The sequence below is a fragment of the Thalassospira sp. Z349TD_5 genome (genome assembly GCF_056173045.1).
This window is the reverse complement of the sequence record NZ_CM149654.1, coordinates 2501244-2523825: the sequence shown is the minus strand read 5'-3', so window position 1 is coordinate 2523825 and position 22582 is coordinate 2501244. Positions and strand designations below refer to the sequence as shown.

Annotated in this window: 21 protein-coding genes and 3 tRNA genes; 12 read left to right on the top strand and 12 right to left on the bottom strand. The window is 52.8% G+C overall.

Translation table 11 applies throughout. The features are described 5' to 3' along the window. Window positions 1-289: 289 nt before the first annotated feature. The 6 genes from AC0VXT_RS11590 to AC0VXT_RS11565 all read right to left on the bottom strand — a co-directional run bounded on the left by AC0VXT_RS11590 (window position 290) and on the right by AC0VXT_RS11565 (window position 3095). Window positions 290-366 (bottom strand) — tRNA-Asp (locus AC0VXT_RS11590). Window positions 367-550: 184 nt separating this feature from the next. Next, a tRNA-Asp gene (locus tag AC0VXT_RS11585) sits at window positions 551-627 on the bottom strand. Window positions 628-995: 368 nt separating this feature from the next. After that, a tRNA-Asp gene (locus tag AC0VXT_RS11580) sits at window positions 996-1072 on the bottom strand. 221 nt (window positions 1073-1293) lie between these two features. Beyond that, entirely contained in the window at window positions 1294-1848 is a 555-nt protein-coding gene (locus tag AC0VXT_RS11575) for a transcriptional regulator (RefSeq protein ID WP_101304588.1), read from the bottom strand. A gap of 3 nt (window positions 1849-1851) precedes the next feature. Then, complete coding sequence (locus AC0VXT_RS11570; protein ID WP_475545562.1) at window positions 1852-2340, bottom strand: response regulator; 489 nt, start codon at window positions 2338-2340, stop codon at window positions 1852-1854. 281 nt (window positions 2341-2621) lie between these two features. After that, window positions 2622-3095 carry a deoxycytidylate deaminase gene (locus tag AC0VXT_RS11565; RefSeq protein WP_022730469.1) on the bottom strand — a complete coding sequence of 158 codons (474 nt, stop codon included), beginning with the start codon at window positions 3093-3095 and terminating at the stop codon, window positions 2622-2624. 286 nt (window positions 3096-3381) lie between these two features. Between AC0VXT_RS11565 and pyk the strand changes: the two genes are divergently transcribed. The 3 genes from pyk to AC0VXT_RS11550 all read left to right on the top strand — a co-directional run bounded on the left by pyk (window position 3382) and on the right by AC0VXT_RS11550 (window position 7663). Continuing rightward, window positions 3382-4797 (top strand): pyruvate kinase, encoded by a 1416-nt coding sequence (gene pyk, locus AC0VXT_RS11560; RefSeq protein WP_022730470.1) that lies wholly within the window; start codon window positions 3382-3384, stop codon window positions 4795-4797. 404 nt (window positions 4798-5201) lie between these two features. Next, on the top strand, window positions 5202-6707 hold the full coding sequence (locus AC0VXT_RS11555) for a DUF2336 domain-containing protein (protein ID WP_475545561.1): 1506 nt from the start codon (window positions 5202-5204) through the stop codon (window positions 6705-6707). A 5-nt stretch (window positions 6708-6712) separates the two neighbouring features. Continuing rightward, window positions 6713-7663, top strand: coding sequence for a hypothetical protein (locus tag AC0VXT_RS11550; protein WP_475545560.1), 951 nt, complete (start codon window positions 6713-6715; stop codon window positions 7661-7663). Window positions 7664-7687: 24 nt separating this feature from the next. On the opposite strand, the gene AC0VXT_RS11545 is transcribed toward AC0VXT_RS11550, so the two are convergent. From AC0VXT_RS11545 to AC0VXT_RS11535, 3 genes are all read right to left on the bottom strand, one after another. Next, window positions 7688-8002: a ribbon-helix-helix domain-containing protein gene (locus tag AC0VXT_RS11545; RefSeq protein WP_277278573.1), complete on the bottom strand. Its 315-nt coding sequence runs from the start codon at window positions 8000-8002 to the stop codon at window positions 7688-7690. Window positions 8003-8119: 117 nt separating this feature from the next. Continuing rightward, window positions 8120-8701: a DJ-1/PfpI family protein gene (locus AC0VXT_RS11540; protein ID WP_475545559.1), complete on the bottom strand. Its 582-nt coding sequence runs from the start codon at window positions 8699-8701 to the stop codon at window positions 8120-8122. A gap of 190 nt (window positions 8702-8891) precedes the next feature. Next, window positions 8892-9887, bottom strand: a complete 996-nt coding sequence (locus tag AC0VXT_RS11535; RefSeq protein ID WP_475545558.1) for a mechanosensitive ion channel family protein — start codon at window positions 9885-9887, stop codon at window positions 8892-8894. A gap of 226 nt (window positions 9888-10113) precedes the next feature. Between AC0VXT_RS11535 and AC0VXT_RS11530 the strand changes: the two genes are divergently transcribed. Together AC0VXT_RS11530 and AC0VXT_RS11525 are read left to right on the top strand one after the other, a co-directional pair. Beyond that, entirely contained in the window at window positions 10114-11013 is a 900-nt protein-coding gene (locus tag AC0VXT_RS11530; RefSeq protein WP_022730476.1) for an OmpA family protein, read from the top strand. A 173-nt stretch (window positions 11014-11186) separates the two neighbouring features. Then, window positions 11187-11828 (top strand): hypothetical protein, encoded by a 642-nt coding sequence (locus AC0VXT_RS11525; RefSeq protein WP_475545557.1) that lies wholly within the window; start codon window positions 11187-11189, stop codon window positions 11826-11828. Between the two features lie 91 nt (window positions 11829-11919). Here the strand turns inward: AC0VXT_RS11525 and AC0VXT_RS11520 are convergent, their stop codons facing one another. After that, window positions 11920-12363 carry a CoA-binding protein gene (locus tag AC0VXT_RS11520; protein WP_475545556.1) on the bottom strand — a complete coding sequence of 148 codons (444 nt, stop codon included), beginning with the start codon at window positions 12361-12363 and terminating at the stop codon, window positions 11920-11922. Window positions 12364-12575: 212 nt separating this feature from the next. On the opposite strand from AC0VXT_RS11520, the gene AC0VXT_RS11515 reads away from it, so the two are divergent. Then, a complete protein-coding gene (locus AC0VXT_RS11515; RefSeq protein WP_475545555.1) occupies window positions 12576-13457 on the top strand; it encodes a protein-methionine-sulfoxide reductase heme-binding subunit MsrQ in 882 nt (293 codons plus the stop codon). Here the strand turns inward: AC0VXT_RS11515 and AC0VXT_RS11510 are convergent. Next, complete coding sequence (locus AC0VXT_RS11510) at window positions 13429-14064, bottom strand: LysE family translocator (RefSeq protein ID WP_475545554.1); 636 nt, start codon at window positions 14062-14064, stop codon at window positions 13429-13431. The genes AC0VXT_RS11515 and AC0VXT_RS11510 overlap by 29 nt on opposite strands. Before the next feature lie 179 nt (window positions 14065-14243). Here AC0VXT_RS11510 and AC0VXT_RS11505 point away from each other — a divergent pair, with 179 nt between their 5' ends. The 4 genes from AC0VXT_RS11505 to AC0VXT_RS11490 all read left to right on the top strand — a co-directional run bounded on the left by AC0VXT_RS11505 (window position 14244) and on the right by AC0VXT_RS11490 (window position 19971). Further along, the gene (locus AC0VXT_RS11505) at window positions 14244-14798 is read left to right on the top strand and encodes an RNA polymerase sigma factor (RefSeq protein ID WP_475545553.1); all 555 of its coding nucleotides are present in this window, start codon (window positions 14244-14246) and stop codon (window positions 14796-14798) included. Window positions 14799-14802: 4 nt separating this feature from the next. Then, window positions 14803-15765, top strand: coding sequence for a FecR family protein (locus AC0VXT_RS11500; RefSeq protein ID WP_475545552.1), 963 nt, complete (start codon window positions 14803-14805; stop codon window positions 15763-15765). A 113-nt stretch (window positions 15766-15878) separates the two neighbouring features. After that, window positions 15879-18299, top strand: a complete 2421-nt coding sequence (locus AC0VXT_RS11495; RefSeq protein WP_475545551.1) for a TonB-dependent siderophore receptor — start codon at window positions 15879-15881, stop codon at window positions 18297-18299. A 61-nt stretch (window positions 18300-18360) separates the two neighbouring features. Beyond that, window positions 18361-19971, top strand: coding sequence for an alpha/beta hydrolase-fold protein (locus AC0VXT_RS11490; protein ID WP_475545550.1), 1611 nt, complete (start codon window positions 18361-18363; stop codon window positions 19969-19971). Window positions 19972-20083: 112 nt separating this feature from the next. Here AC0VXT_RS11490 and AC0VXT_RS11485 read toward each other — a convergent pair whose 3' ends face one another. Continuing rightward, window positions 20084-20878, bottom strand: coding sequence for an enoyl-CoA hydratase (locus tag AC0VXT_RS11485; RefSeq protein WP_475545549.1), 795 nt, complete (start codon window positions 20876-20878; stop codon window positions 20084-20086). A 152-nt stretch (window positions 20879-21030) separates the two neighbouring features. On the opposite strand from AC0VXT_RS11485, the gene AC0VXT_RS11480 reads away from it, so the two are divergent. Together AC0VXT_RS11480 and AC0VXT_RS11475 are read left to right on the top strand one after the other, a co-directional pair. Next, complete coding sequence (locus tag AC0VXT_RS11480) at window positions 21031-21909, top strand: hypothetical protein (protein WP_475545548.1); 879 nt, start codon at window positions 21031-21033, stop codon at window positions 21907-21909. Between the two features lie 336 nt (window positions 21910-22245). Beyond that, entirely contained in the window at window positions 22246-22533 is a 288-nt protein-coding gene (locus AC0VXT_RS11475) for a hypothetical protein (RefSeq protein WP_022730484.1), read from the top strand. Window positions 22534-22582: the final 49 nt, after the last annotated feature.

Genomic DNA, 22582 nt, shown 5'->3' with positions numbered 1-22582 from the left:
TATCTGAAAAATTCACATCACCTGAAAGTGGGGCGGCCTGCAAGATCGTTGTCTGTTGTCCGCGAAGCTGAGCATAAATTATACGATTAATCAATGACCAGACGGTCAGGATTGCCTAAATTCCACGCAATGGCGGTGTGAATTCAGATGTGTTCGCGTATCGGTTGTGAATTTTGGGCGTTTGGGCCCGTAAAGGACTGACGTAAAAAATGAGGGCCGCCGGGAAGGGGGATTCAGACACAAAAAAAGCCGCTTTTGAAAAGCGACTTTGCACACTCTTGAAAAAGAGTGGCGCGAGTGACGAGACTTGAACTCGCGGCCTCCGGCGTGACAGGCCGGCGCTCTAACCAACTGAGCTACACCCGCGCGGTGCGTGGCGCGGTTTATATAAATACCGCTGTCTGCTGGCAAGTGTTTTCTGGCCGAAATTTCAAAGAAAAACAATGCCGACACTTTTGGTGTGAACCGGCATATGAAATCGGCCAAAAACAAAAAAGCACCAGCGGTAAAAACCGAGGTGCTTTTTTGTTTCATTCCCATTGGGAGGGAATGGCGCGAGTGACGAGACTTGAACTCGCGGCCTCCGGCGTGACAGGCCGGCGCTCTAACCAACTGAGCTACACCCGCATGGTGTGTGGCGCGGTTTATATAAGCGGCAGTGCGCTGTGGCAAGGGCTTTTTTGCAAAAAAATGAACCTTGTAGGTCTTGTTCCGGGGTTTCGTGGAAATATTGCTTTGTTTCAATGTGTTATGGGTCAAACTTGCGTGGCGAATTTTGTATGTTTTTGACGGTCAAATTGCGTGGATTAAGGAAGCTATTGCAGGGGATGAAAGGCCATGATCGACCATATGTGATGTCGTCTTGAACGCGCGCAGGGGGATTTGGTGCGGAAGGTGATCAATGCTGCAAAGAACCGTCGTCAGGCATTGAAAAACAAAAAAGCACCAGCGGTAAAACCGTGGTGCTTTTTTGTTTCATTCCCATTGGGAGGGAATGGCGCGAGTGACGAGACTTGAACTCGCGGCCTCCGGCGTGACAGGCCGGCGCTCTAACCAACTGAGCTACACCCGCATGGTGTGTGGCGCGGTTTATATAAGTGGCTGTGCGCTGTGGCAAGGGCTTTTTGAGTGCGAAAAGTAATTTTCTTTACCGTCTCGCGCAAAAGTTTAACCCGGCCCGTGAAATGCGCCTTTGCCGTTTCTGGTGCGTCAGTCCAGACAATTATTTATAGCGTGCAGTAAGATGATTGATCGCGTGTCAGGGGGGGCAATATGGCTTTGTCCGCCGGATCGTTATTCGCGCGGCAGCTCATAGCGTTCGGCAAGTTTGGTCAGGGCGGCAACGGTGGCTTGTTCCACAGTTGTGCCAAACCCGGTGACGCGGCTTGCCAGAATGACATAGAGAGAATCAATATGAAGCTGCGACACAAGAAGCTGTTTTTCGTTTGCAGTTGTCCTGTCCGCGACGAAGCTTTCCATTGATTTTGCAATCTGGGTCATCAGGGGATACTGGAACGTGCCACCAAGGGCCTTTACCGAATAGGCAAGGTCACCGCAGGCCGCAACAGCCTCCGGGCGCCTGGATTTATCGCCCAGCGCGCCGATGACAATTTTGCGGCAATCCATAAGTTCCTTGCCGACGTCGCGCACAAAGGTTTCTGTGCTGCGCTGAACAACATTTTCGAGTTCTTCGAGCTGTTCGGGGGACAAATTAATGTCGAATCCCTTGACGAAATTTACAGCACGCCGCTTCAGGTCTGTCTGAGCCGGAATGATCTGCACGTTTTTCTTTTTCTTCGGTTCTTCTGGTGTCACGATTGCTCCGCTTCCCCAGTCATAATGTGTCATCCGTTACAGTTCCCTTCGGTCAGGGCCGTCGAATTGTACCTGTTGACGGCGCCGATCGGGACCAAAATACGTTCCGGTATTAATGAAACGTCGTGGTCGCGCGATGACCGAAACCAAGCGACTATACAGTGCCTTGGCATTGAAGGGTTTTGCAAGAAATTCTGTAATTCCAAGATCGCGTGCTGTCGTCACATACTTCATTTCGGAATGTGCGGTCAGCATGATCACGGGGATAAAGCGGTTTGGTGAGTTGGTCGAATTGCGCATGACATCGAGGAATTCCAGTCCGTCCATACCACGTAGCCGCCATTCGCAGACAACAATGTCAATCTGTTCGCGGCGTAGCACGTCAAAGGCGTCATTGGGCTTCTTAACCCGCTGAATATGACTGGCACCAAGATATGCGAGGGTATCATACACAACCTGTGCTGAAATCTTATCCCCGTCTACAATCAGAAAACTGATTTTACTAAAGTCGATTTTTGCGTTCATCCAGCCTTGCTTCCTGAGCATCATCACGAAATGCGTCGGTGTTCAGGGGAACAGCACCAAACCCCTAGTGTGCTGTTGGTCTTAAACCCTTATACCTTTGTCTGGTTTCCAGCAAGCGCAAACAGATCGGAAAACCGAGCTGAATTCTGACAAATACTGACGCGCAGACAGTTGAAGGTATTGAACAAATGACGTTTCAGTTTCTTGTGTTTTTTGCTCGTGCCCAAGAGAGCAGCCCATCATATTGGGCTGTCGTTCCCGGAGTAAAGGGGGAGGCTGTTTTATTTCAGGGGTTCGGTTGCGCCTTCTTCGTCAATGACCTGTACCGCAACCCCCGATTCCTCGAACATTTCGGTCGAAATTTTCATATCCTGTTCCCAACGTTCAAGAAAATCGTCGGTCAATTTGCTTTTGTCGACAAAAACTTCGGCGATGCCCGCCTGAATGATCGCACGTGCGCAGTCACAGCAGGGGAAATGCGTCACATACAGCGCACAGCCATCAAGCGATGTGCCGGTATAACTGGCATTGTAAATGGCGTTGCGTTCGGCATGTTCGGTATAGGCGTATTTTTCCGGGCGTTGATGGCGACGTTCGACTGTGTCATCGACACCGCGCGGAAAACCGTTATAGCCAACAGCCCGAATTTCCTTTTTGGGGCCGATGACAACCGCACCAACCTGCGTGCTGCGATCCTTTGACCAGTCTGCGATATGTGCCGCAAGACCAAGAAAGCGATGGTGCCATTTGCTCATGAAAAGGGGCCCTGTTGCCAAAGGTGTATCAGATTAATCAGCGTGTCACATTTACGCGGCGCTGCGCATGCTATCAGGTCTTTTAAGAAGGTGCTCCTTGTAATTGTCCAGTGAAAAATCACATTTTTGTAAAGGCATTTAGTGAAAAGTCCCTGTTCAAAGCGGGGCTTATTGACTATTAAGGGGATACCCCCAGAAAAGATCAGGACGCCTTGACGCCTCGCCGCAGATGCAGGCCGAAGCGGAAGGGCTCATGTGTAACCCAAGTAACAAGAGGTATTAGCCGATGCGCCGTCAACGTAAGGCGAAAATCATCGCAACCCTGGGGCCAGCGAGCTCTCATCCAGATATGCTGGAGAAGATCGTAAAGTCAGGTGTAGATGTTTTCCGGCTGAATTTTTCGCATGGTGAACATGCAGAACACCAAAAACGTTTCGAAGCTATCCGCGCTGTAGAATCCAAGCTCGGCCGTCCGATCGGGGTTTTGATGGACCTTCAGGGTCCTAAAATTCGCGTCGGGACCTTTGCCGATGAGCAGATCGAGCTTGCGGCTGGTGATACATTCAAATTCGACATGGACAAAAAGCCGGGCGACAAAAAACGCGTTTCCCTGCCGCATCCCGAGGTTTACGCAGCCCTGAAACCGGGCGCAAACCTTTTGCTCGATGATGGCAAGCTGCGCATGCGTGTTGAAAAATGCGACGATAAATCCGCAGAATGTACCGTGATCACCGGTGGGCCGCTGTCCAACCGTAAGGGCGTTAACCTGCCTGACGTCATGTTGCCGATGTCGCCGTTGACCGAAAAAGACCGTATCGATCTTGATTACGGTCTGGAAATGGGCGTTGATTTTGTGGCGCTGTCATTCGTTCAGCGTCCTGAAGATGTTGCCGAAGCCCGCAAAATCATTCAGGGCCGTGCGGCCATCGTTTCCAAACTGGAAAAGCCGCAGGCGATTGAGCACCTTGCCGAGATTGTTGATCTGTCGGACATCATCATGGTCGCCCGTGGCGACCTTGGTGTTGAATGCCCGCCAGAAGACGTGCCGATCTTGCAGAAACGCATCATCAAGGCTTGCCGCGAAGCCGGTAAGCCGGTGATTGTTGCGACCCAGATGCTTGACTCGATGGTGTCAAACCCGACCCCGACCCGTGCCGAAGCCTCCGACGTTGCCACTGCTATTTATGATGGTGCGGATGCGGTGATGCTGTCTGCGGAAAGTGCGGTGGGTAAATATCCGCTTGAGACCGTTTCGATCATGGACCGTATTATGGTCCGGGTCGAAGAGGACGAGCTTTATTATCGTCTGCGCGATGCCAATCGTCCTGACCCGGAACACAATTCCCCTGATGCCATCAGTGCTGCTGCCCGTCAGGTGGCCGGGACCATTGGTGCCAAGGCTGTTGTGACCTATACCACGTCGGGTTCGACGTCGCTTCGTGCCGCGCGTGAGCGCCCGGAAGTTCCAATTCTGGGCCTGACGCCGAAAATCCAGACAGCACGTCGGATGACGTTGTGCTGGGGTGTGCATGCTGTGTTTACCCGTGATGCGACGAACTTCGCAGAAATGGTTGGCATTGCATGTGAAGTTGCCCAGCGCGAAGAATTCGCCAAGGTCGGGGATTCGTTGGTGATCACCGCAGGTGTGCCGTTTGGGACACCCGGTGCAACCAACATCCTGCGCATTGCATGGGTTAGCTAACGGCATCTTTGACGTTTGTTTGCCGATTTACCAAAACGGGTGGCTTTCAGGGCCGCCCGTTTTCTTTGTCTGGCTTTTGGGCGACGAGGACGTGCTGTGGTCTAAAACAGGCCGGAAAGACTGGTCTGGCGTGGCGGGGCGTGTAGTTTTAGGTGGTTCTTCTATAGGCCTCTGTATTGTTAATGTTTTTTTGAGTCTTTCCGTCGATAGTTGATCGGTAATCAGGCATGTATCTGATGATATGTGATGGTTGCAAATGGGGAGCCGAGGATAGACGATCGGTCAGGTTGTGAAGCGCGCCAAGTTCTGTTTAAACTGCGCTGACACAATAATAAAATCAGGGTGTTGACGGTTGTTAACACCGACCTGCCGCAAGGCACGGGACCAGGGGAATTGCTGCGACAATGCTGAGTTGGATGTTCAATCGGCAAAAAAATACGGGTGACGCGGGGCTTGATGATAAAGCCACTGCGAAGCTTCGTGACCTTGCACAAACGGTCCGTACTGTTGCACCTGATGCCTTTGGTGCAGATCAGGCCAACGCACAGGCACGCCGGATTCCCCGAAAACAGTCCACCGACGATGTTCCCAATCTTTCGGCACTTGAACATGCTGCGCGCCTTTCATCGGAAATGGCCGACGCGGAAGACGATGAAGACAGCTCACCGGATTTTGACAGCGACGTTCGCATGGATGTTGCCCGGCGCCTGCGCCGCCATCTTGCCGATGTCAGCCCGTCCGAACGATTGACAATGGTTGATGAGTTCGTGGCGGCCATTGCCAATATGGGCGATTGTTATCGCCCGCAGGTCATTGCGCTGATTGATCAGGAACTTGGCCATACACCTTATATGACCCGTCAGGCCGCAACGCGCCTGCGTCAGGATATTCAGGCGATTGGCCGGGTATCGATTGGTGAATATATCGAACTTCTGAGCGATTCGGATTTCCTTGATATCATGCGCGGTCGCGGTGAGTTTGTTCAGACCGCTTCGGAACGGGCACGTTCCGAGCAGAAAGCCGCCGCAAAGGCGCGCCTGATTGAACAGAAAACCGAAAAAGAGAAGGGCGGTCTTTTGAACCGTCTGTTGTCGTCCGACGAAGCACCGCGCAATGTTGTGGCACTGGCCCCGCATTTCGCCGAGCGTCTTGAAAAGAAACCAGCCGCACCGGCAAACGACTTGTTGGGCGGACAAAACCGTATTTCACGGCAGGCACAACGCCGGATTGCGCATTTTATCATGGCGTCGCTGTTTGACACATTGGTTGAACAGGGGCGTATGCGGACAGAAGTTGCGCGCGCCATGCGCCAATCTGTGCGCCAGCGGATCGAAAAGGCCCGGTTTGAAAACCGCATGCCGGCCCACGACCCGGCCGATGGCATGATGGTCGATATTACCGATGGTCAGATGGAAGACCACAGCGAGGAAGTCGCGTCAAATACCCAGATGACAATTGACCAGTATGTTCTTGATGCGCTGTCGCGCAACGAGGATGCACTGGTTGTGCAGGCGCTTGGGCATTATGCCCAGCTGCCGGTTGTTGTCGTATCCAAAATTCTTGATTCTGGCAGTGCGCGCGCAATCACCGCGCTGGCGTGGCGGTCGGGCATGACGGCACCGTCTGCGGTTGTCTTGCAGCTTAGCAGCGGTATTCCGGAAGCCAGTATCGAAAGCCCGGCTGCGGGTGGGCGCTATGCCCTGGCGACGACGGATATGGATTGGTATATCGATTTCTTTAACGATATGAAGCCATCAGTATCCAAGCCGCGCGTCGAAAAAGAACCAGATGCGGCCGCGCGTGAAGCAAAGCCGCGTGAAAGCGTCGGACAAAGCCGCCGGACCCGCAAGGGAAGTGGCATTGAAGGATTGGTCTCTGATAGTCGGCCCAAGGGTCGTAAGGGAGACTGAATGCCATGAGCAACAATCACGGCATCTCCTATGATGGGCTGAAATACGCGCTTAACATCAAGGAAAGTTATCAAAGCAGAGAGCCGCTTACGGTGATGGGCGCTGCCAAGCAGTTGCGTTTGTTGATGCCTGAACACTTGCTGAGCAATGATCTGGCCTTGATGCAATATGATGATCCGATTGCACTGGCAGTGATTGCGACCCGTGATCCGGAAAGCCCGATGGCACTTGCTGCGGCCATTCGTATGGGGCCGCACGCAAAGTGCAAGGAGCTGATTACCGGCGTGTTTGAAGTGGTTTCTGACGCCACCAAACACGAACTGGTGGCCGATTGCGCCAAGCTTCTGACCAAGAACGCCTTTAGCCCGGAAGCATTTCATCTGGTGCGCACGCGCGCATCCAATCACGTTGTCGAAATTCGAGAATCCTATCGCCGGGCGATGGCAGAAAATCTGCGCGCGCTTTTGGATGGCAAGATGGTTGCGCGTGAATTTGTCGAAGAGTTTATTGAACTGGCATCGAACGGCAATCTGCGCATCGATATATATCGCCGTTTGGTGATGAAATTGATGCGATCCGATGCAGTGCGGCCAAGTGTCAAGTTCATGCTGCTTGAACGTCTTGATCAGTTCCCGCAGATGGTCAAGCTCCAGATTGTTAACGAGGTTAACTCCGCACCTGATACCCCGGAGTACCAAACGTTAAAGCAGGAACTGCGCTGGATTTACGAAGCCAAGCAAAAGCAGCCAGCGTCGCAAGCGCCGATAAATGCAGCGTCACGTCCGATCAAGGATATGGCGGCAGGCACGCAAATTGACTTTGGTGTTGCCGCAGGCCTTCACCGTCGCAACAGCATTATCAAACCCGCAGAACAGACCTTACAGCGCACGGTTAATCCACCGATGATGAGCAGCGGCGGGTTTAGTTCGCGCGAATTGTCGTCCTGGCTGAACTAGAGTCTGTTTTCCAGATAATAGCGTTTATCCAACCAGCCGGGATTCGGCGGCGTTGTTGTGTGGGCCTGCGTGAAGTCCAGCCTGTTTTTCCAGATATACCGTACAGATGACCCGCATCAAGGATGCGAAATTGGGAATGTCGCCGCGTTGGGTGAAGACTTCGTCGTGGATTTTACCCAAAAACTGTGGGGTGCTAAACCCTTCGCCTGCTGCGATTTCATCGAGAATTTGCCAGAAGCGCAATTCAAGGCGCAGGCTGGTGACAACACCATTCATCCGAATAGACCGGCTTACGCATTGGTACAGTTCGGGTTCGGTGCCGGAATATATTTGACACATATTGATGGCCTTTCCTGAAAGTGCTGTCGGATACATCGCACCGACAGCTTTTCTTTTTACAGGGCCATGGTCAGGCAAATGTCGCCCAAGCGCAATCAGCGATTGGGCGACACGCGATCACAATTTGATTTCGGTGCCCAGAACCACAAGGAAGGCTGCCATCCATTTAGGGTGGGCGGGCCATGCCGGGGCGGTCACAAGGTTTCCATCAACACAGGCGTCATCAATGGCGATATCGGCATAGGTGCCACCGGCCATTTTTACTTCGGGTGCACAGGCCGGGTAGGCCGATACACGGCGATCTTTCAGGATGTCAGCCGCGGCAAGAAGTTGCGCGCCATGACAAACAGCGGCAATTGGTTTGTTGGCATCGTTAAAATCACGGACAAGACGAATGACATCTTCGTTCAGGCGCAGATATTCCGGGGCACGTCCACCGGGGATCAGAACTGCGTCATAGTTTTCGGCACGCGCCGCAGAAAAATCTGCATTGAGTGCAAAGTTATGGCCGCGTTTTTCGCTGTAGGTCTGATCGCCTTCAAAATCATGGATGGCAGTGGCGACGGTATCGCCAGCCTTTTTATCCGGGCAGACCGTATCAACGTGATGGCCGACAGCCAGCAGGGTCTGGAACGGAACCATTGTTTCGTAATCCTCGGCATAGTCGCCAACGATCATCAGAATTTTCTTTGCAGACATTTTTTATCCTCCCGCAGGTTTTTGATCTGTGAACTATAGGCTTGTTTGATCGGGGGCGGGTAACAGCGGGATACTACGTTGCCCGGCATTGCCGATGTCGGGCCCCCATGTCTGGTGCCGGGCATAAAGATGGATATAAAAAAAAGAAGCCCGGTTGGGCCTCTTTTCAGTATTAAATTTTAAAGACAGGTCAGCTTTTGGAAGGTGTTGCTTTCGAAGCTGCTGTTTTGCGGGCCGTTGTCGATTTGGCCGCTGTTTTGGTTGCGGTTTTTGCCGTGCTGGCGCTTGAACGCGGTGCCGGTTTTTTCGCAGGAGCCTTCGCCGCAGGCTTGGCTGCGGTTTTTGCCCCACTGGCCGTTTCGGCCGTTTCCTTGATGTGCAAGTCGCGCTGCGGGAACGGAATAGAGAACCCGGCGGCCTCAAGTTCGGTTTTCGACCGGCGGCTAAGATCCCAGAAGGTCGGCCAGAATTCAGACGTTGCGACCCAGCCACGTGCCGTCAGATCAACCGAGCTTTCACCAAGGGTGGCGACGAAGCTCATCGGTTCGGGATCCTTGAGAACGCGTGCATCAGATGCGACAAGGTTTTTGAGGAAATCAAGGGCGGCATCGACGTCATCGTCATAAGAAATACCAACCTTGATGTCGAGGCGGCGGGTCGGGTTGCGTGAATAGTTTTTGATCGCACTATTCCAGATCTGCGAATTCGGGGCCGAGATAAAGACGCCGTCCGGCGTTTTTAGCAAGGTCGTAAACAGCGTGATTTCAACAACGGTTCCCGAAACAGAGCCAGCCTCGACAAACTCATCAACCTTAAGCGGGCGCAGCACAAGGATCATGACGCCAGCGGCGATATTTGATAGTGTCCCTTGCAGGGCCAGACCGATGGCCAGGCCGGCAGCACCGAGTACGGCGATGATGCTTGCGGTTTGCACGCCGAAGTTCGACAAAACGGCGATCAGGACAAAAATTAAAACCGTGTAGCGCGCGATGCTTGCGGCCAATGGTTTTAATGTTGAGTTGACAAATTTGGCGTTCTTGAGTGAGTGGCGGACAAGTGCCGCGGCACGTCCTGCGACCCACCAGCCCGCGATAAGAAGAATGATTGCGCCCAGAATATCCAGGCCGAATCCCAAAGCGAAGGATTTCAGCGCTTCTGTGATCGTTGCAACATCGGTTTCAAGCATATGAACCTCGTCCGCTCCGTGTCATGGTTGTATTGGTTGCTACTCATACGTCTGTATGAGATACTCAACAATACAGGTTTAGTGGCTGTTGAAAAGTAGCCAAGAACACCAAAATGTAACTATCGCTATGGAACAGATCGTGTTTTCGTGCGTTTTACGTCATAATATAACCATCTTTGGTGATATATTGCTAATCTAATAACAACCTAAACGACAGGGGTAAGACATGCAGTTTCGTTCTTCCGTTCTTTTCGCTCTCGGCGGTGTTGCAATGCTGAGCGCGTGTAGCAGTGTCGATAACTCAGGCACTGCGGTTGCCTACGGTGGTAACCCACTGACCTATGGTAACTCTGTTTCCAGCGCGATTTCTGGTCAAGAGCCGTCAACCAGCTTTGGTAAGGCGCTTAAGGCAGAATACATCGCCTATGCGCAGCGTGAAGCTGATGAATGGTATGACTTCTTCGATGCTGATTTCTTTGCCAAGAAAGCAGGCAAAGTTGCAGAAAACGAAACACTTCTTCCAGAAGATCCGGCCAACTGGCGTTTCTCTGATGAAGAGGTCGCCCAGAAACGTGCAGTTCGTGATGAGCTGATCGCGCTTTTGGACGACGGCAAACGTGAAGAAAAACCTGAGACCGCAGCAATCGCGCAGGCGCGCTTTGATTGCTGGATCGAAGAAAGTGAAGAAGGCTGGCAGAACGACCTGATCAGCCAGTGCTGGAAAGATTTCGAAGCAGCGATGGCTGAACTTCGTAAAGAAGAAATGGCAACTCCGGTTGCTGCAGTCGCGCCGAAAGAAAGCCGTCTGTTCACGATCTTCTTCGATTTTGACAGCGTTGCAATCACGCCGGTTTCCGAACGTGTTCTTGATGCCGCTGCTGAGCAGTGGGCACAGAGCATGGGCACCATCAATGTTGTTGGTCACGCCGATTCTTCCGGTGCAGCAGCCTACAACTTGAAACTGTCCGAGCGTCGTGCTTCGGCAGCACTGAGTGAGTTGACCGGTCGCGGCATTAAAGGTGACTCTGTTGACACCGATGCGGTTGGTGAGGGTGAACTCCTTATCCCGACTCCGGATGGTGTTCGTGAGCCGCGTAACCGTCGTGTGACGATCTCCGTCGACTAATCGACGACGTTTACCAAATCTTCGGCAACGAGGTGGCATAGTGCCACCTCGTTGTTTTTGTATGTGGTTTTGGAAAACAAAAACTTTTTGGCGTAATTGCAGTTGAAATTGGCGCTAATCTGCATAATGTCTGCTGTAGATTTATACCAAAGAGCTAAAGGCGGGGACGTATAATGGGGGCCTTGAAGTTGGTCTTTTCTCGACGTGCATGCTGTGCCGTGTTGGGCATGGCGATGATGGCGGTTGTTTCTCCGCGGGTTGCGCAATCTGCTGACGTTACGCCGGTTATGCCCTTTGAGAAATATTTTGCTGATCAGCGCGGTGACGGAAAGTTTCTGCGGTTTAACGCATTTTCTGGCGAAATTCCAGGCAAGCGCATCAAAGCATTGCTGCGATCGGGTCAGGTTATCGGTGATCGCATCTTGCTTTCAGAAGACGTCGCGGTCTATTTCCCCGATGGCTATATCGTTCAGTCACAAACCCGGTTCGGCAAATACATCCCCAAAGTAGGTCTTAAGGCGTCATCGGTTGTCAAACGCGACCATCTGATGGAAAACCCGCGCTATGCACTGGTCGGAAATTTTGATCAGATTCTTGGTAAAGAATGTGCGCGTAGCGAATACGCCAATGGTTTCGCGGCCCTTCGGATCAAGCGTGATGGTGTGATGTCACTGGTTCTTGAGACATCGGGCCTGTATGACCCGCTGGTCGACGAACAGACCACCACCTATACCGTTACAAGTGCTGTTCAGTCTGTGTTTATGGGCAATCAAGGTTTGATGCCTGAATTGCTGCTGAAATGCGGGCGCGGTTAATTCCGACCGACACCGGTAACATCAAAGATACAAGGCACCGGAATTCCCGGTGCCTTTTTGTTTGTCGATTTGCGATTTACGGCAATATGGCTTAGCTGACGTGCCAATCGGCAGTAAACAGGCGGGGTATTTCAATCGCCGGGCAGCGGTTCATGACCGTCACCAGTCCCGCATCAACTGCCTTATCGGCGGCAGGCACATTGATCACACCAAGTTGCATCCAGACCGATTTGGCCCCAATTGCGATGGCCTCGTCGATAACACCGGCCGCGTCATCACTGTTGCGGAAAATATCGACCATATCGACCGGTTCATTGATGTCTGAAAGCTGTGCCACAACCGTCTGCCCGTGAATTTGGTGTCCGGCCTGCCCGGGGTTAACGGGGATAACGTGATATCCGCGATCAAGAAGGAACTTTAAAACCCCGTTGGATGGGCGTTCCGGCTTTGGGCTCGCACCTACAAGGGCGATGGTTTTTGTGTTTGATAGCAGTGTTTTAACACCGCTATCATCCGGATTTGAAAATTCGGTCATCTCTCACATCCGCTGTTTGTTAAATGTATCACTGCTTTGAAGTTATATGATATTTTTCGCTTGGCAACTGGCAGGCATCAACAGGTGTTCGGGACGGTGACGTGATCATGGATCGCGGGGGCCTCGCGGAAAGTTGAAAGCGAGTTTAGGTGACGCGCGCTCTAAAAAGCGGTTGTGTGACATATCAGTTCATTTTGACGGACATCTATTGCATGTATCCTTGGCTTGATCCTTCGGGGCGCTTTTCGTTCTTTAAGCTTACAGTCTTTGTGGCCCTTCTTGTGCCGGGAGTTCTGCTGCTGTGGCCGGTCGTGCTTGAAGGTGGTGCGACCATTCCGGTCAAGGAAGCCATCCTTGAAAGCGGTGACTGGACGATCCGGATACTGTTGATATCCCTATTGATTACACCGCTTCGCCGGATCACACGGTTTTCAAAACTGGTGCAAGTACGCCGTCAGATCGGTGTTGCGGCATTTGTCTATGTGATGGTTCATCTGTTGCTTTATGCGATCAGTCAGAACCTTGATCTTGGCAAAATCGTAAGCGAGATTTTCTTACGGATTTATCTGACCATCGGGTTTGCTGCAGTTGTCGGGCTGTCGGTCCTTGCTGCGACATCGACAAAGGCTGCCATGCGCAAGCTTGGAGCGAACTGGTCGCGCCTGCACAAGGCAAGCTACGGGATCGCCATTTTGGGCGCACTGCATTTCTTTATGCAGTCAAAGATCGACGTCAGCGAAGCGACCCTGATGGCCGGGTTCTTTGTTGCGCTTATGCTTTATCGCTTTGCGCACTGGCGCGGGTGGTCCTTGCGCAGTTTTATGCCGCTTCTTGCCGTGTCCGTAGTGGCCGGATTGGCAACGGCGGGCATTGAATATGCGTGGTACGCGCTTGCAACCGGTGTTCCGGCAGATCGTGTGTTTGCCGCCAATCTTGAATGGATGTGGCCGATGCGCCCAGCCTGGACTGTTTTCCTGACCGGGCTTTTCATGATCGTTGTCTGCCAGTTTGGACGCGATGGTGCTGCGCGCACTGTGATCGCAAATGTGATGGCCAGTGTGCGGCTTAAACCGCAGCACTCGCGCGGCGGGTAAGGGCGGTTAGAAGACCAGCCCCGATCATCACCGCACCACCGGTGCGGGTCAGGCGGCGCATGGCAGCGGGATTGCGAAACCGTTCCCGTAAGGCCGATGCCATCACCGCCCAAATCGTTACATTTACCGCCGCCAGAATGACAAAGGTTGTTGTCATGATTATGAACTGCGGCAAGACCGGGCTGCTTGCGGTGACGAACTGCGGCACAAAGGCGATGAAGAAGACAATGCCCTTTGGGTTGAGTGCGGTCACGATATAGGCCTGTAAAAACATCCGTGATGGGCGGTTGCGCTTGGCGTCGGCGTTGTCTTCAAGCACGCCCGGCTTTTCGCGCCACATCTTTATCCCAAGATAAATCAGATATCCCGCGCCACACAGTTTCAGGACGGTAAAAGCATCGGCCGAGGTTGCAAGCAGCGCACCCGCACCGGCAAGCGATACGGTCATGGCGGTTAAGTCGCCCAGCGCCACACCGGGAACCGTTGCCCATGCCGTCTGGCGTCCTTTGCCCAAGGCATAACTTACCACAAGCATGATGGTCGGGCCGGGAATGGCCAGAACAATGGAGCAGGCCACAACATAGGCAAGCCAGATTTCGATGGGCATTTTAGGTCTCCGTCTGAGAGGGGGCAGCTAGAGTGCCTGAATAGATGATATTTGCAAGAATATCGAGTTGTTGCGAAAGAGTTTGCAATTCATTATTAACAACTGTAGTGATGTGAACATCTTCACTTATCAGGGGGTGGTTGGTGAAAGATGGATGAACTTCAGTATGGTTAGGGCGTATGGGCTATATTCTTTTCGAAGAATTACATCGGCAAGAAGAAGGGCGTTTACAGCGGTTCTTTATGCGTCGGTTACGCAATCAGGATGATGCCCTTGATGCAACGCAGGAAACTTTTGCCCGTATGCTGGGCATTGCACCGCGTTTGCGCATCGAAAATCCACAAGCATATTTGTTTCAGATTGCCAAGTCCGTTGCCTGCCGAAATGGTGCGCGGTTGCAGATTGATCGTCAAATGCTGTCGTCCGATCATGAGATCGACGAGATTGCCGAAGATGCCCCCTGTCAGGAGCGCATCGTTGCTGCCCGGCAGTATTTGAAAATCATGGCACGTGCGATCGAAGGATTGCCTGCGCGCTGCCAGGAAGTTTTCATCTTAAGCCGACTACACGGACTGGCAAATGGCGAGATCGCAAAGTCGCTCGGCATCAGCCGAAACATGGTCGAAAAGCACATCATGCGGGCGCTGATCACCTGCCGGGATGTGCGTATGCGCCTGTCAAACGACGTGTGGGGCAATGGGGCGAATACTGCTTTGGCAGTAGGGGGCTCATGAGTGCATGAGCATGAATGCGCAGAAAGCCAAAGCAGAAATTCCACAAGACCTAATCACGGCGGCGGCAAGGTGGGCCGCACGGTTGCAGTCAAGTGATGCGACGCCGGTTGACCTTGCGCAGTTTCAGGATTGGTTGGATCAGGACCCGCGGCATGTTCGGGCTTATGAAGAGTTCGATCAATTATGGACTGATTTGCAAGATGTACCACTGCCCGCTGGTAAGTTAAGTCGCATTCGTCGGACGCGGACATTGCGACGTGCTGCTGTTGTCGGGGTTGGCATGGTGGCGGTGATGGCGGTTGGAGCCGACCATTTCGGCATCTCGGATCGGATCAGAGCGGACCATTATACGGTCATGGGCGAGACAGAACAGGTCACGTTGCCCGATGGCACGCAGGTTTCGCTGAACAGTGATAGTGCTATCAGGGTCGCGTATTCGCCAAAACAACGTGAAGTGGTGTTGTTGCGCGGTGAGGTTTTCTTTGACGTTCAGCACAACCCAGATAGACCGTTCATTGTTGTCGATGATCAGTTCCGTGCTCGCGCGGTTGGTACGCGCTATGGCGTGCGTGAGCAGTCCGTTGCCGGTGCACCGGATGTGCAGGTCGAGGACGGTGTGGTTGAGGTCGCCACCCGCACCGAACGTGTGGTGCTCAATGCCGGAGAGGGAGGATTCTTGTCTGCTGACGGACAGTTTGCAGTACGCAAGATTGATCTCGGCAACACGACAGCCTGGCGGGATGGAAAGCTGGTCTTTTCCAATCAACCCTTATCGACGGTGTTGGCCACGCTTGAAAAATATCGGTTTGGCAAAATCGTTCTGCTGAACAAAGCAGTCGGTGCAAAAAGGGTCAGCGGTATCTTTGATCTGGATGATACGGATCAGGCGCTTCGGTCCTTGGCGAACGGGTTGCCGATCCGAATTACCCGGGCAACGGACCTGTTGACGATCATTGATGAAAAATAATTTGAAAAAAGTCATCCGCAGACGTCAGGACTTCTCAAATTCCCTGCTCTTACAGGATAGGCGCGACTGAAAAATCGGCGCGTTCCATAGAAATTATCCTGAAGTGGGGAAAAATGTATCGTTATAAGGTGGGAAATGCGGCCCGTTTTGGTTTGGTGGCATTGGCGATTGGGAGTGTTTCGGTATCGGCCTTGCTGGCGTCTGCGCCGATTAATGCGCTAAGGGCGCAAACGCAACAGTCTGAGGTGGTGGCGTTTTCGGTGCCATCGGGATCACTTGAAAACGCGCTTTTGACGTTTGGGCGCCAAGCCAACTTGCGCATTGTCTATCCAACAGTTCTGACCGACAACAAGACATCGGGGGCGTTGAACGGGACATTTTCCGTGGAACAAGGTCTGTCGCGGCTGCTTGCGCAAAGTGGTCTTTCGTATCGGTTTGCTCCGGATGGCTCCGTCAGTGTGTTTGATCCGACCAATGCCGCAAGCGACGGAACGCAAACCGGCCCTGTTGTCGTGGACGGATATGCCGAAGACGCAGACGGTTCGGTTGACGGGTATGTTGCCAAACGAACCTTTGCCGGATCAAAAACAGATACAGCGATTGAAAAAATTCCCCAGTCGATTTCAGTTGTTCCATCCGAACAGATTGAAGATCAGGCAGCACAGTCTGTGGCCGAAGCCCTGCGTTATACGCCGGGTGTGGTCACGGAATATCGCGGCACGTCGAACCAGCATGACGAAATGTATGTGCGCGGGTTTTCCTATGTGCCGAAATATCTTGATGGGTTGAATTACGGCGAAACATCCTTTGGTCAGATCGACCCCGATTTGCTGGAGCGCGTCGAGCTTCTGCGTGGCCCGTCATCCATCCTGTATGGGCAAGCCAATCCCGGCGGGGTGGTCAATATGGCGACCAAGAAAGCCGGTACGAATTCCCCCAACGAAGTTCAGTTTTCAGTCGGGAACAATAACCTTCTGTCAACGATGGGTGATATTTCGGGTGTCGTATCCCAAGACAATGGCATCACATATCGCCTTGTCGCCAAGGGCCTTACCGAGGAAGAAGAAGCAGGCGACATCGAGAAAAACCGCGTTGCCATCATGCCGTCGATCAACTGGACACCAAATACCGATACCAGCCTGACGGTTTCGGCGATCTATCAGAATGACCCGGATGCCGGGACGCGCGGCTTCCTGTCGGCCAGCGGGACGCTTTATCCGACAAGTATTGGCTATTATCCGCGTGATTTTTATGTTGGGGCGTATGACTGGGAAGAATCAACACGCACACAGGCGTCGGTCGGATATGAGTTTGAGCATCGCCTGAATGACACCGTTACGGTGCGTCAGAATACGCGCTACAACCATATCGAGGCCGATTACAAAAGCGTTATTCTTGATAACGCCAACGATGACCAGATTTTGCGCGCGGCGGTGCAATCGGGTGATGAGCTTGACCAGTTTGTCATCGACAATCAGGGACAATTTGATTTTGCCACCGGAGATCTGGAACACACGGTGCTGGTTGGGCTTGATTACAAATACGGGATCAAGAATTCAACGTTTGGCCGCAAAAGCCTTGGTTATGAAGACTGGAATAATCTGACCCGCTATACCGGGTTGTCACAACTTCCGGCGTCGTCAACGAACGAGGAAACAAAATCCTGGCAAACCGGGGTGTATGCGCAGGATCAGGTCCAGTTTGACAAACTTGATGTTACTTTTGGCCTGCGTCATGACTGGGCCGGAAGCAATACCGACGATTATTTGAACAGTACGACCGAAAGTCAGGACGACCACGCGCTTTCGGGGCGTATCGGTGCTGTTTACAGCTTTGACAATGGGATAGCGCCCTTTGCGAGTTACAGCACATCGTTTGAACCGAAAATTGGCACAGACCAGAATGGTGCTCCATATGATCCGGTGACGGGGCAGCAATATGAAGCTGGGGTGCGCTATGCACCGGGCGATGGTCGGTTCATGGTGACTGCGTCGGTTTATCAACTGACCCAGCAAAACATTGTTTCAACAGATCCTGCCGATAGCAGTCTGACCTATCAGACAGGTGAGATCCAAAGCCGCGGCTTTGAAATTGAGGGGCGTGCGGCTGTGACCGAAAACCTTTCGATGGTGGCATCCTATTCACGGATCAATGCCAAAACGATTGAGGATAAAGACCCGGCCAATGTCGGACTGAAAACCTCGAACACGCCACGGGATCAGGCTGCACTTTGGACCAAATATCAATTTGATACAGGTACCTTTGACGGTGTCTCACTTGGGGGTGGTGTTCGCTATACCGGTGTCAGTTATGATCGGAAAAATACCACCAAGGTTCCAGAATACATGCTGTTTGATGCGATGGTTGCCTATGATCTTGGCGTTGTTTCAAACACGCTTGACGGGGCGAGCATCCAGCTCAATGCGGTTAACCTTACTGATGAAACCTATGTTTCGTCCTGTACGGTTGGCGCGTGGGCTTGCTGGTATGGTCCGGGGCGTTCAATTGTCGCAACCCTGAAATACAAATGGTAATAACGCGATGAAAATGGCTGGTTTCGCAAAGCTGTCGGGACTTTTGATTGGAGTGTCGATAATGACGACTGTTGGAGAACCGAATTTGGCACAGGCTCAAACAAGCCCTCAGACAAAAGCACAAGCGGAGGCAGATGCTGGGCGATCAGGCGTCAACGGCACTTTGCGCGGCCAGCTTGACCATATGGGGCACAGCAAGATTGTCCCGCTTGGGCTTGGGGTCGGGGGCTATGTTGGCGGTCATGTTCAGACTGGCGCGGCCCCGGTTCGGCTGGAATTGCTCGATCAGGACGGAAAAACTGTGCGCCTTCTGGCAAAACAGGCATCCGGGCAAACGTGGATACAAGTACTGACGCCAACCGAGAATGCATCCTTGCGCATTACCGCCGAACAGGACGGTATCACCAATTATGATTTTGATTTTCGCTACCTTGTTGAAAAGAAAGACCAGCATCCGCCAGTAGCAGAATATTTAAGTCCGGCCATCACGGAGTTGGCTAAAGATATCGGCAAAGGGAAAGTACATGCGACCGATGCATTTTGGGCAAAGGTGACGCGTGACGGAACGCCGATGGTTGAGCCATCCCACGGGGATGAGGTGATCATGACCTTCCTTGCGCGCGGATTGGAACGCAACGGGCGCATTGTTGGTGCCCCCAGTAATGACCATGAATTTCTACAACGGCTTGGCGAGAGCGATGTCTGGTTCAAAAGCTTTGTTGTGCCCAGATCGACACGGCTTTCGTACAGAATTGCCCGTGATGTGCCTGAATTTGATGCCGATGCGCGGTCGCGCCGGATTGCCCTTTTGGCGACAGCACAGGTTGATCCGCTAAATAAATTCCCATGGCCGGCAGATGCACCAGATGTGTTTAATCAGGAATTTGTTGTTGAACTTCCCGATGCACCCGTTCAACCGGGCATGGCCGAACGTGATGTGCCCAAAGGGACGCTCGACAGTTTTGTCTTTGAAAGTGCAACACTTGGTAATCAACGCGATATTACACTGTACCGGCCATACGGATTTGATCCGGAAAACCCGAAAAACGTTTTGCTTGTGCTGTTTGACTCAGCAGAATATCGCGATGAGGTTCCTACCCCCAAAATCCTTGATAACCTGATTGCAGACGGGGTGTTGCCGCCAGTGTCGGTCGCCTTCATTGCCAATCCTGATAACGCAACCCGCGGGGTTGAATTGCCGGTAAATCAGGTTTTTGCCGATGTGCTTGCCACGGATGTGATGGCGCTTGTCGGTCGTCATCTTGGTGTGGATATCCCGGCCAGCCGAACGGTTCTGGCTGGGTCAAGTTATGGCGGGCTGGCATCGGTTACGGTGGCACTGCGTCACCCGGATGTCTTTGGTAATGTTGTTTCGATGTCCGGGTCGTTCTGGTGGCATCCCAAAGATACGCCCGATGATCAGAACGAATATGTCTCCCATCAGGCGGCATCAACCGATAGCCAGCCGGTCCGTCTGTTTTTAACTGCGGGACTATTTGAAACCGGCCGCATGGGTGTTGCCGGGATTTTGGAAAGCAACCGTCATTTGCGTGATGTGCTCATTGCCAAGGGGTATGACGTTACCTATCGGGAATATGCTGGCGGGCATGATTATCTGGTGTGGCGCGGTGCGCTTGCCGATGGGGTGATCGATTTGTTCGGGCAAAAGTAATCAGATACCAAATACACAGACGACCAAAGGTTGGTCCTGACCCTTGATGATTGAGGGCGGCAAAAGGGAAAAACTTTTGTCGCCCTTATTGTGATGGTTTGAATTTAATCGGTTATTCATGACGCCATGTCGGATGGCGTTTTTCAACAAAGGCGCCGATGCCTTCGCGCGCATCGTGTTTTTGCATGTTGCCGGTCATGACGCTCGATGCATAGGCATAGGCATCCGACAGCGGCATTTCGAGTTGCTTGTAGAACGCCTGCTTGCCAGTTTGAACTGTCATACCCGACCGTGCAGCAATGCCGCGCGCCAGTGTTGTGGTGGCATCGGTAAGATCGTCATCTGCGGCGACGTCTGATACCAACCCCATGGAAAAGGCGGTCTCGGCATTGATTGGATCGCCGGTCAGCAACATGCGCATGGCGTGTTTACGTGAAATGTTGCGGCTAAGGGCGACCATCGGGGTCGAGCAAAACAGCCCGATATTGACCCCCGGTGTGGCGAATTTTGCCGATGTGCCGGCAACCGCAAGGTCGCAACTGGCGACAAGCTGACATCCGGCCGCGGTCGCCATGCCGTGCACCTTGGCAATGACCGGTTGGGGCAGGGTGACGATCCGCATCATCAAATCACTGCATTGGGAAAACAGGGCGGCGTGTTTGTCGCAGTCCGAAATCCCGTTCATTTCCTTTAAGTCATGACCGGCACAAAAGACCGGTCCTTCGGCGGCCAGAATGACGCAGCGGATATCGCGATCTGTGGCGATGGCGTCGAAAATATCGTGCAAGGATTTCATCATCGCGCAGGAAAGCGCGTTTCTGCGTCCCGGGTTGGTCAGGGTTACGGTGGCAACACCGTCTTGATCGTGTCGGGTGGCAAGTGGCGTTTCGATGCGTTCATCAACCATTGGTGTACTCCCTATCAACCGCATTCAAGCGGTAATTCTTATTTTCTTATACATATTGTCGTAGTAGAATTGCACGTAACAGGAAAAAAAATAAAACCCTGCAGGACGCCATTTTGGGGTGGCTTGCTGCCATATCAGGCGAGTGGCTGTGGATGAGCAAAGATCAAATGCGTAAGCCGGGGCGGGCCCCAGGTCGTTTTGTGACGACCAAGACCATTATCGAAACCCGCAGGCCCAAAACGCCGGTGGCCGCAACACCGATCAAGCGTTTTGACCGGAAAGACGCAATGGAGCGCGATCTTGACCGGTATCGCGCCGATGCCCGCGCACGTTTGTTGCGCAACGGATTTGATGTGCCCGCGTACCTTATGCCCAAACCCCCAGTCAGCGAAGACGAAGAGGGGAATATCCCTGAAATTGACCCGGATGAAGTGCGCGACGTTCACAGCCACGTTATGACAGGCCCGAAGCCAGCCCCGTTGGCCAAGGTGAACAACGCACCGCTTGCACCGGCCAAAGCCGCCAGCAATGCATCAACCGCCAAACCATCGCGCCATGTTCATGTGCAGGGTGGTGTGGCGCAAAAGCTTCATCAGGCAGCCCCCGTAAACGGTAGTTCTGCTGGCGATGCGCAGGCGGGGGGCGAAAATGCCGCCTATCAGGATTATGTCGATAGTCTGGATGGTGGCCCGACCTTGCTTGATCACATGCGCGGCGATGATGCCCCGATCAAGGGACGCGTGGATGATCTTAAATCGGCCGAAGAAACAAAATCACGCATTGATCTGCCAGATAATTCGTCCAGTTGGGTGGCGCGTGATGGGGGTAAAAACACACCCGGCATGACCCGGTCAGGTGCAGGGAAATCCAAATCAGGGACACGGCGGTCCAAGCGGAAATCTGCTGGTGGCGTACCGATCAACTGGAACAAGGTCCTGCCAAAGATCGCGGCCTATATGGTTGCGGCTGTTGGTATTGGCTATGTTCTGGTTCTGACGCTTAATCAGTTCTCGGCGATTTTGGCTAAGTAAACACTGCCCATTGCCTGCCGTAATTACCATATACAGTCATAGAATATTAAACCGTTCCGCGCCGAAGCAAGATGTTTGGCATGGGCGGTTGACCCATTGGACAATCAATGTTGTCGATGGGCCGTAACATCAGTGGCAGACGTCAGGCATGTTTTGGGCATGGCCTGATGATCATCTGAAAAGCCTGCCATATAAAAAGACTACGTGCGATCTTGGGACATTATGGGGCGGGGATGTGTGAACATTCGTGATCCGGGCCGCCTAAACAATTTGGCCGGGATGAGGGGGCGAGTTAACCCTTGGTTCGGAGGCAGCGTGTGACGCTGTAAAGTCGCTATGACAAGTGATGTAAAAGGTCAGGAAGACCGCCGTCCGGTATATCTTCCCGAAAACCGCCATCATTGGGCATCCAATGATGAAGTCGATAAACCTGTGGTCGATGTTACGCGTGGACCGATCCGGGCCCGATTTCGGCGTAACCGGAACACCGGACCGTCGATGTCGGTGGGGGAATGGATGCGCGCCAACCTTCCAAAGATTGGGGCAACATCAATTGTTGCGATTGTCATTCTGTGTGTTGTTGCCACGATCTATACTGATATGGCCCGTATTGTGATGGATTAACGCAACGTCGAATGGGTGTTGTGCTTTGGTCGTAGGTTGGGCTATGCGT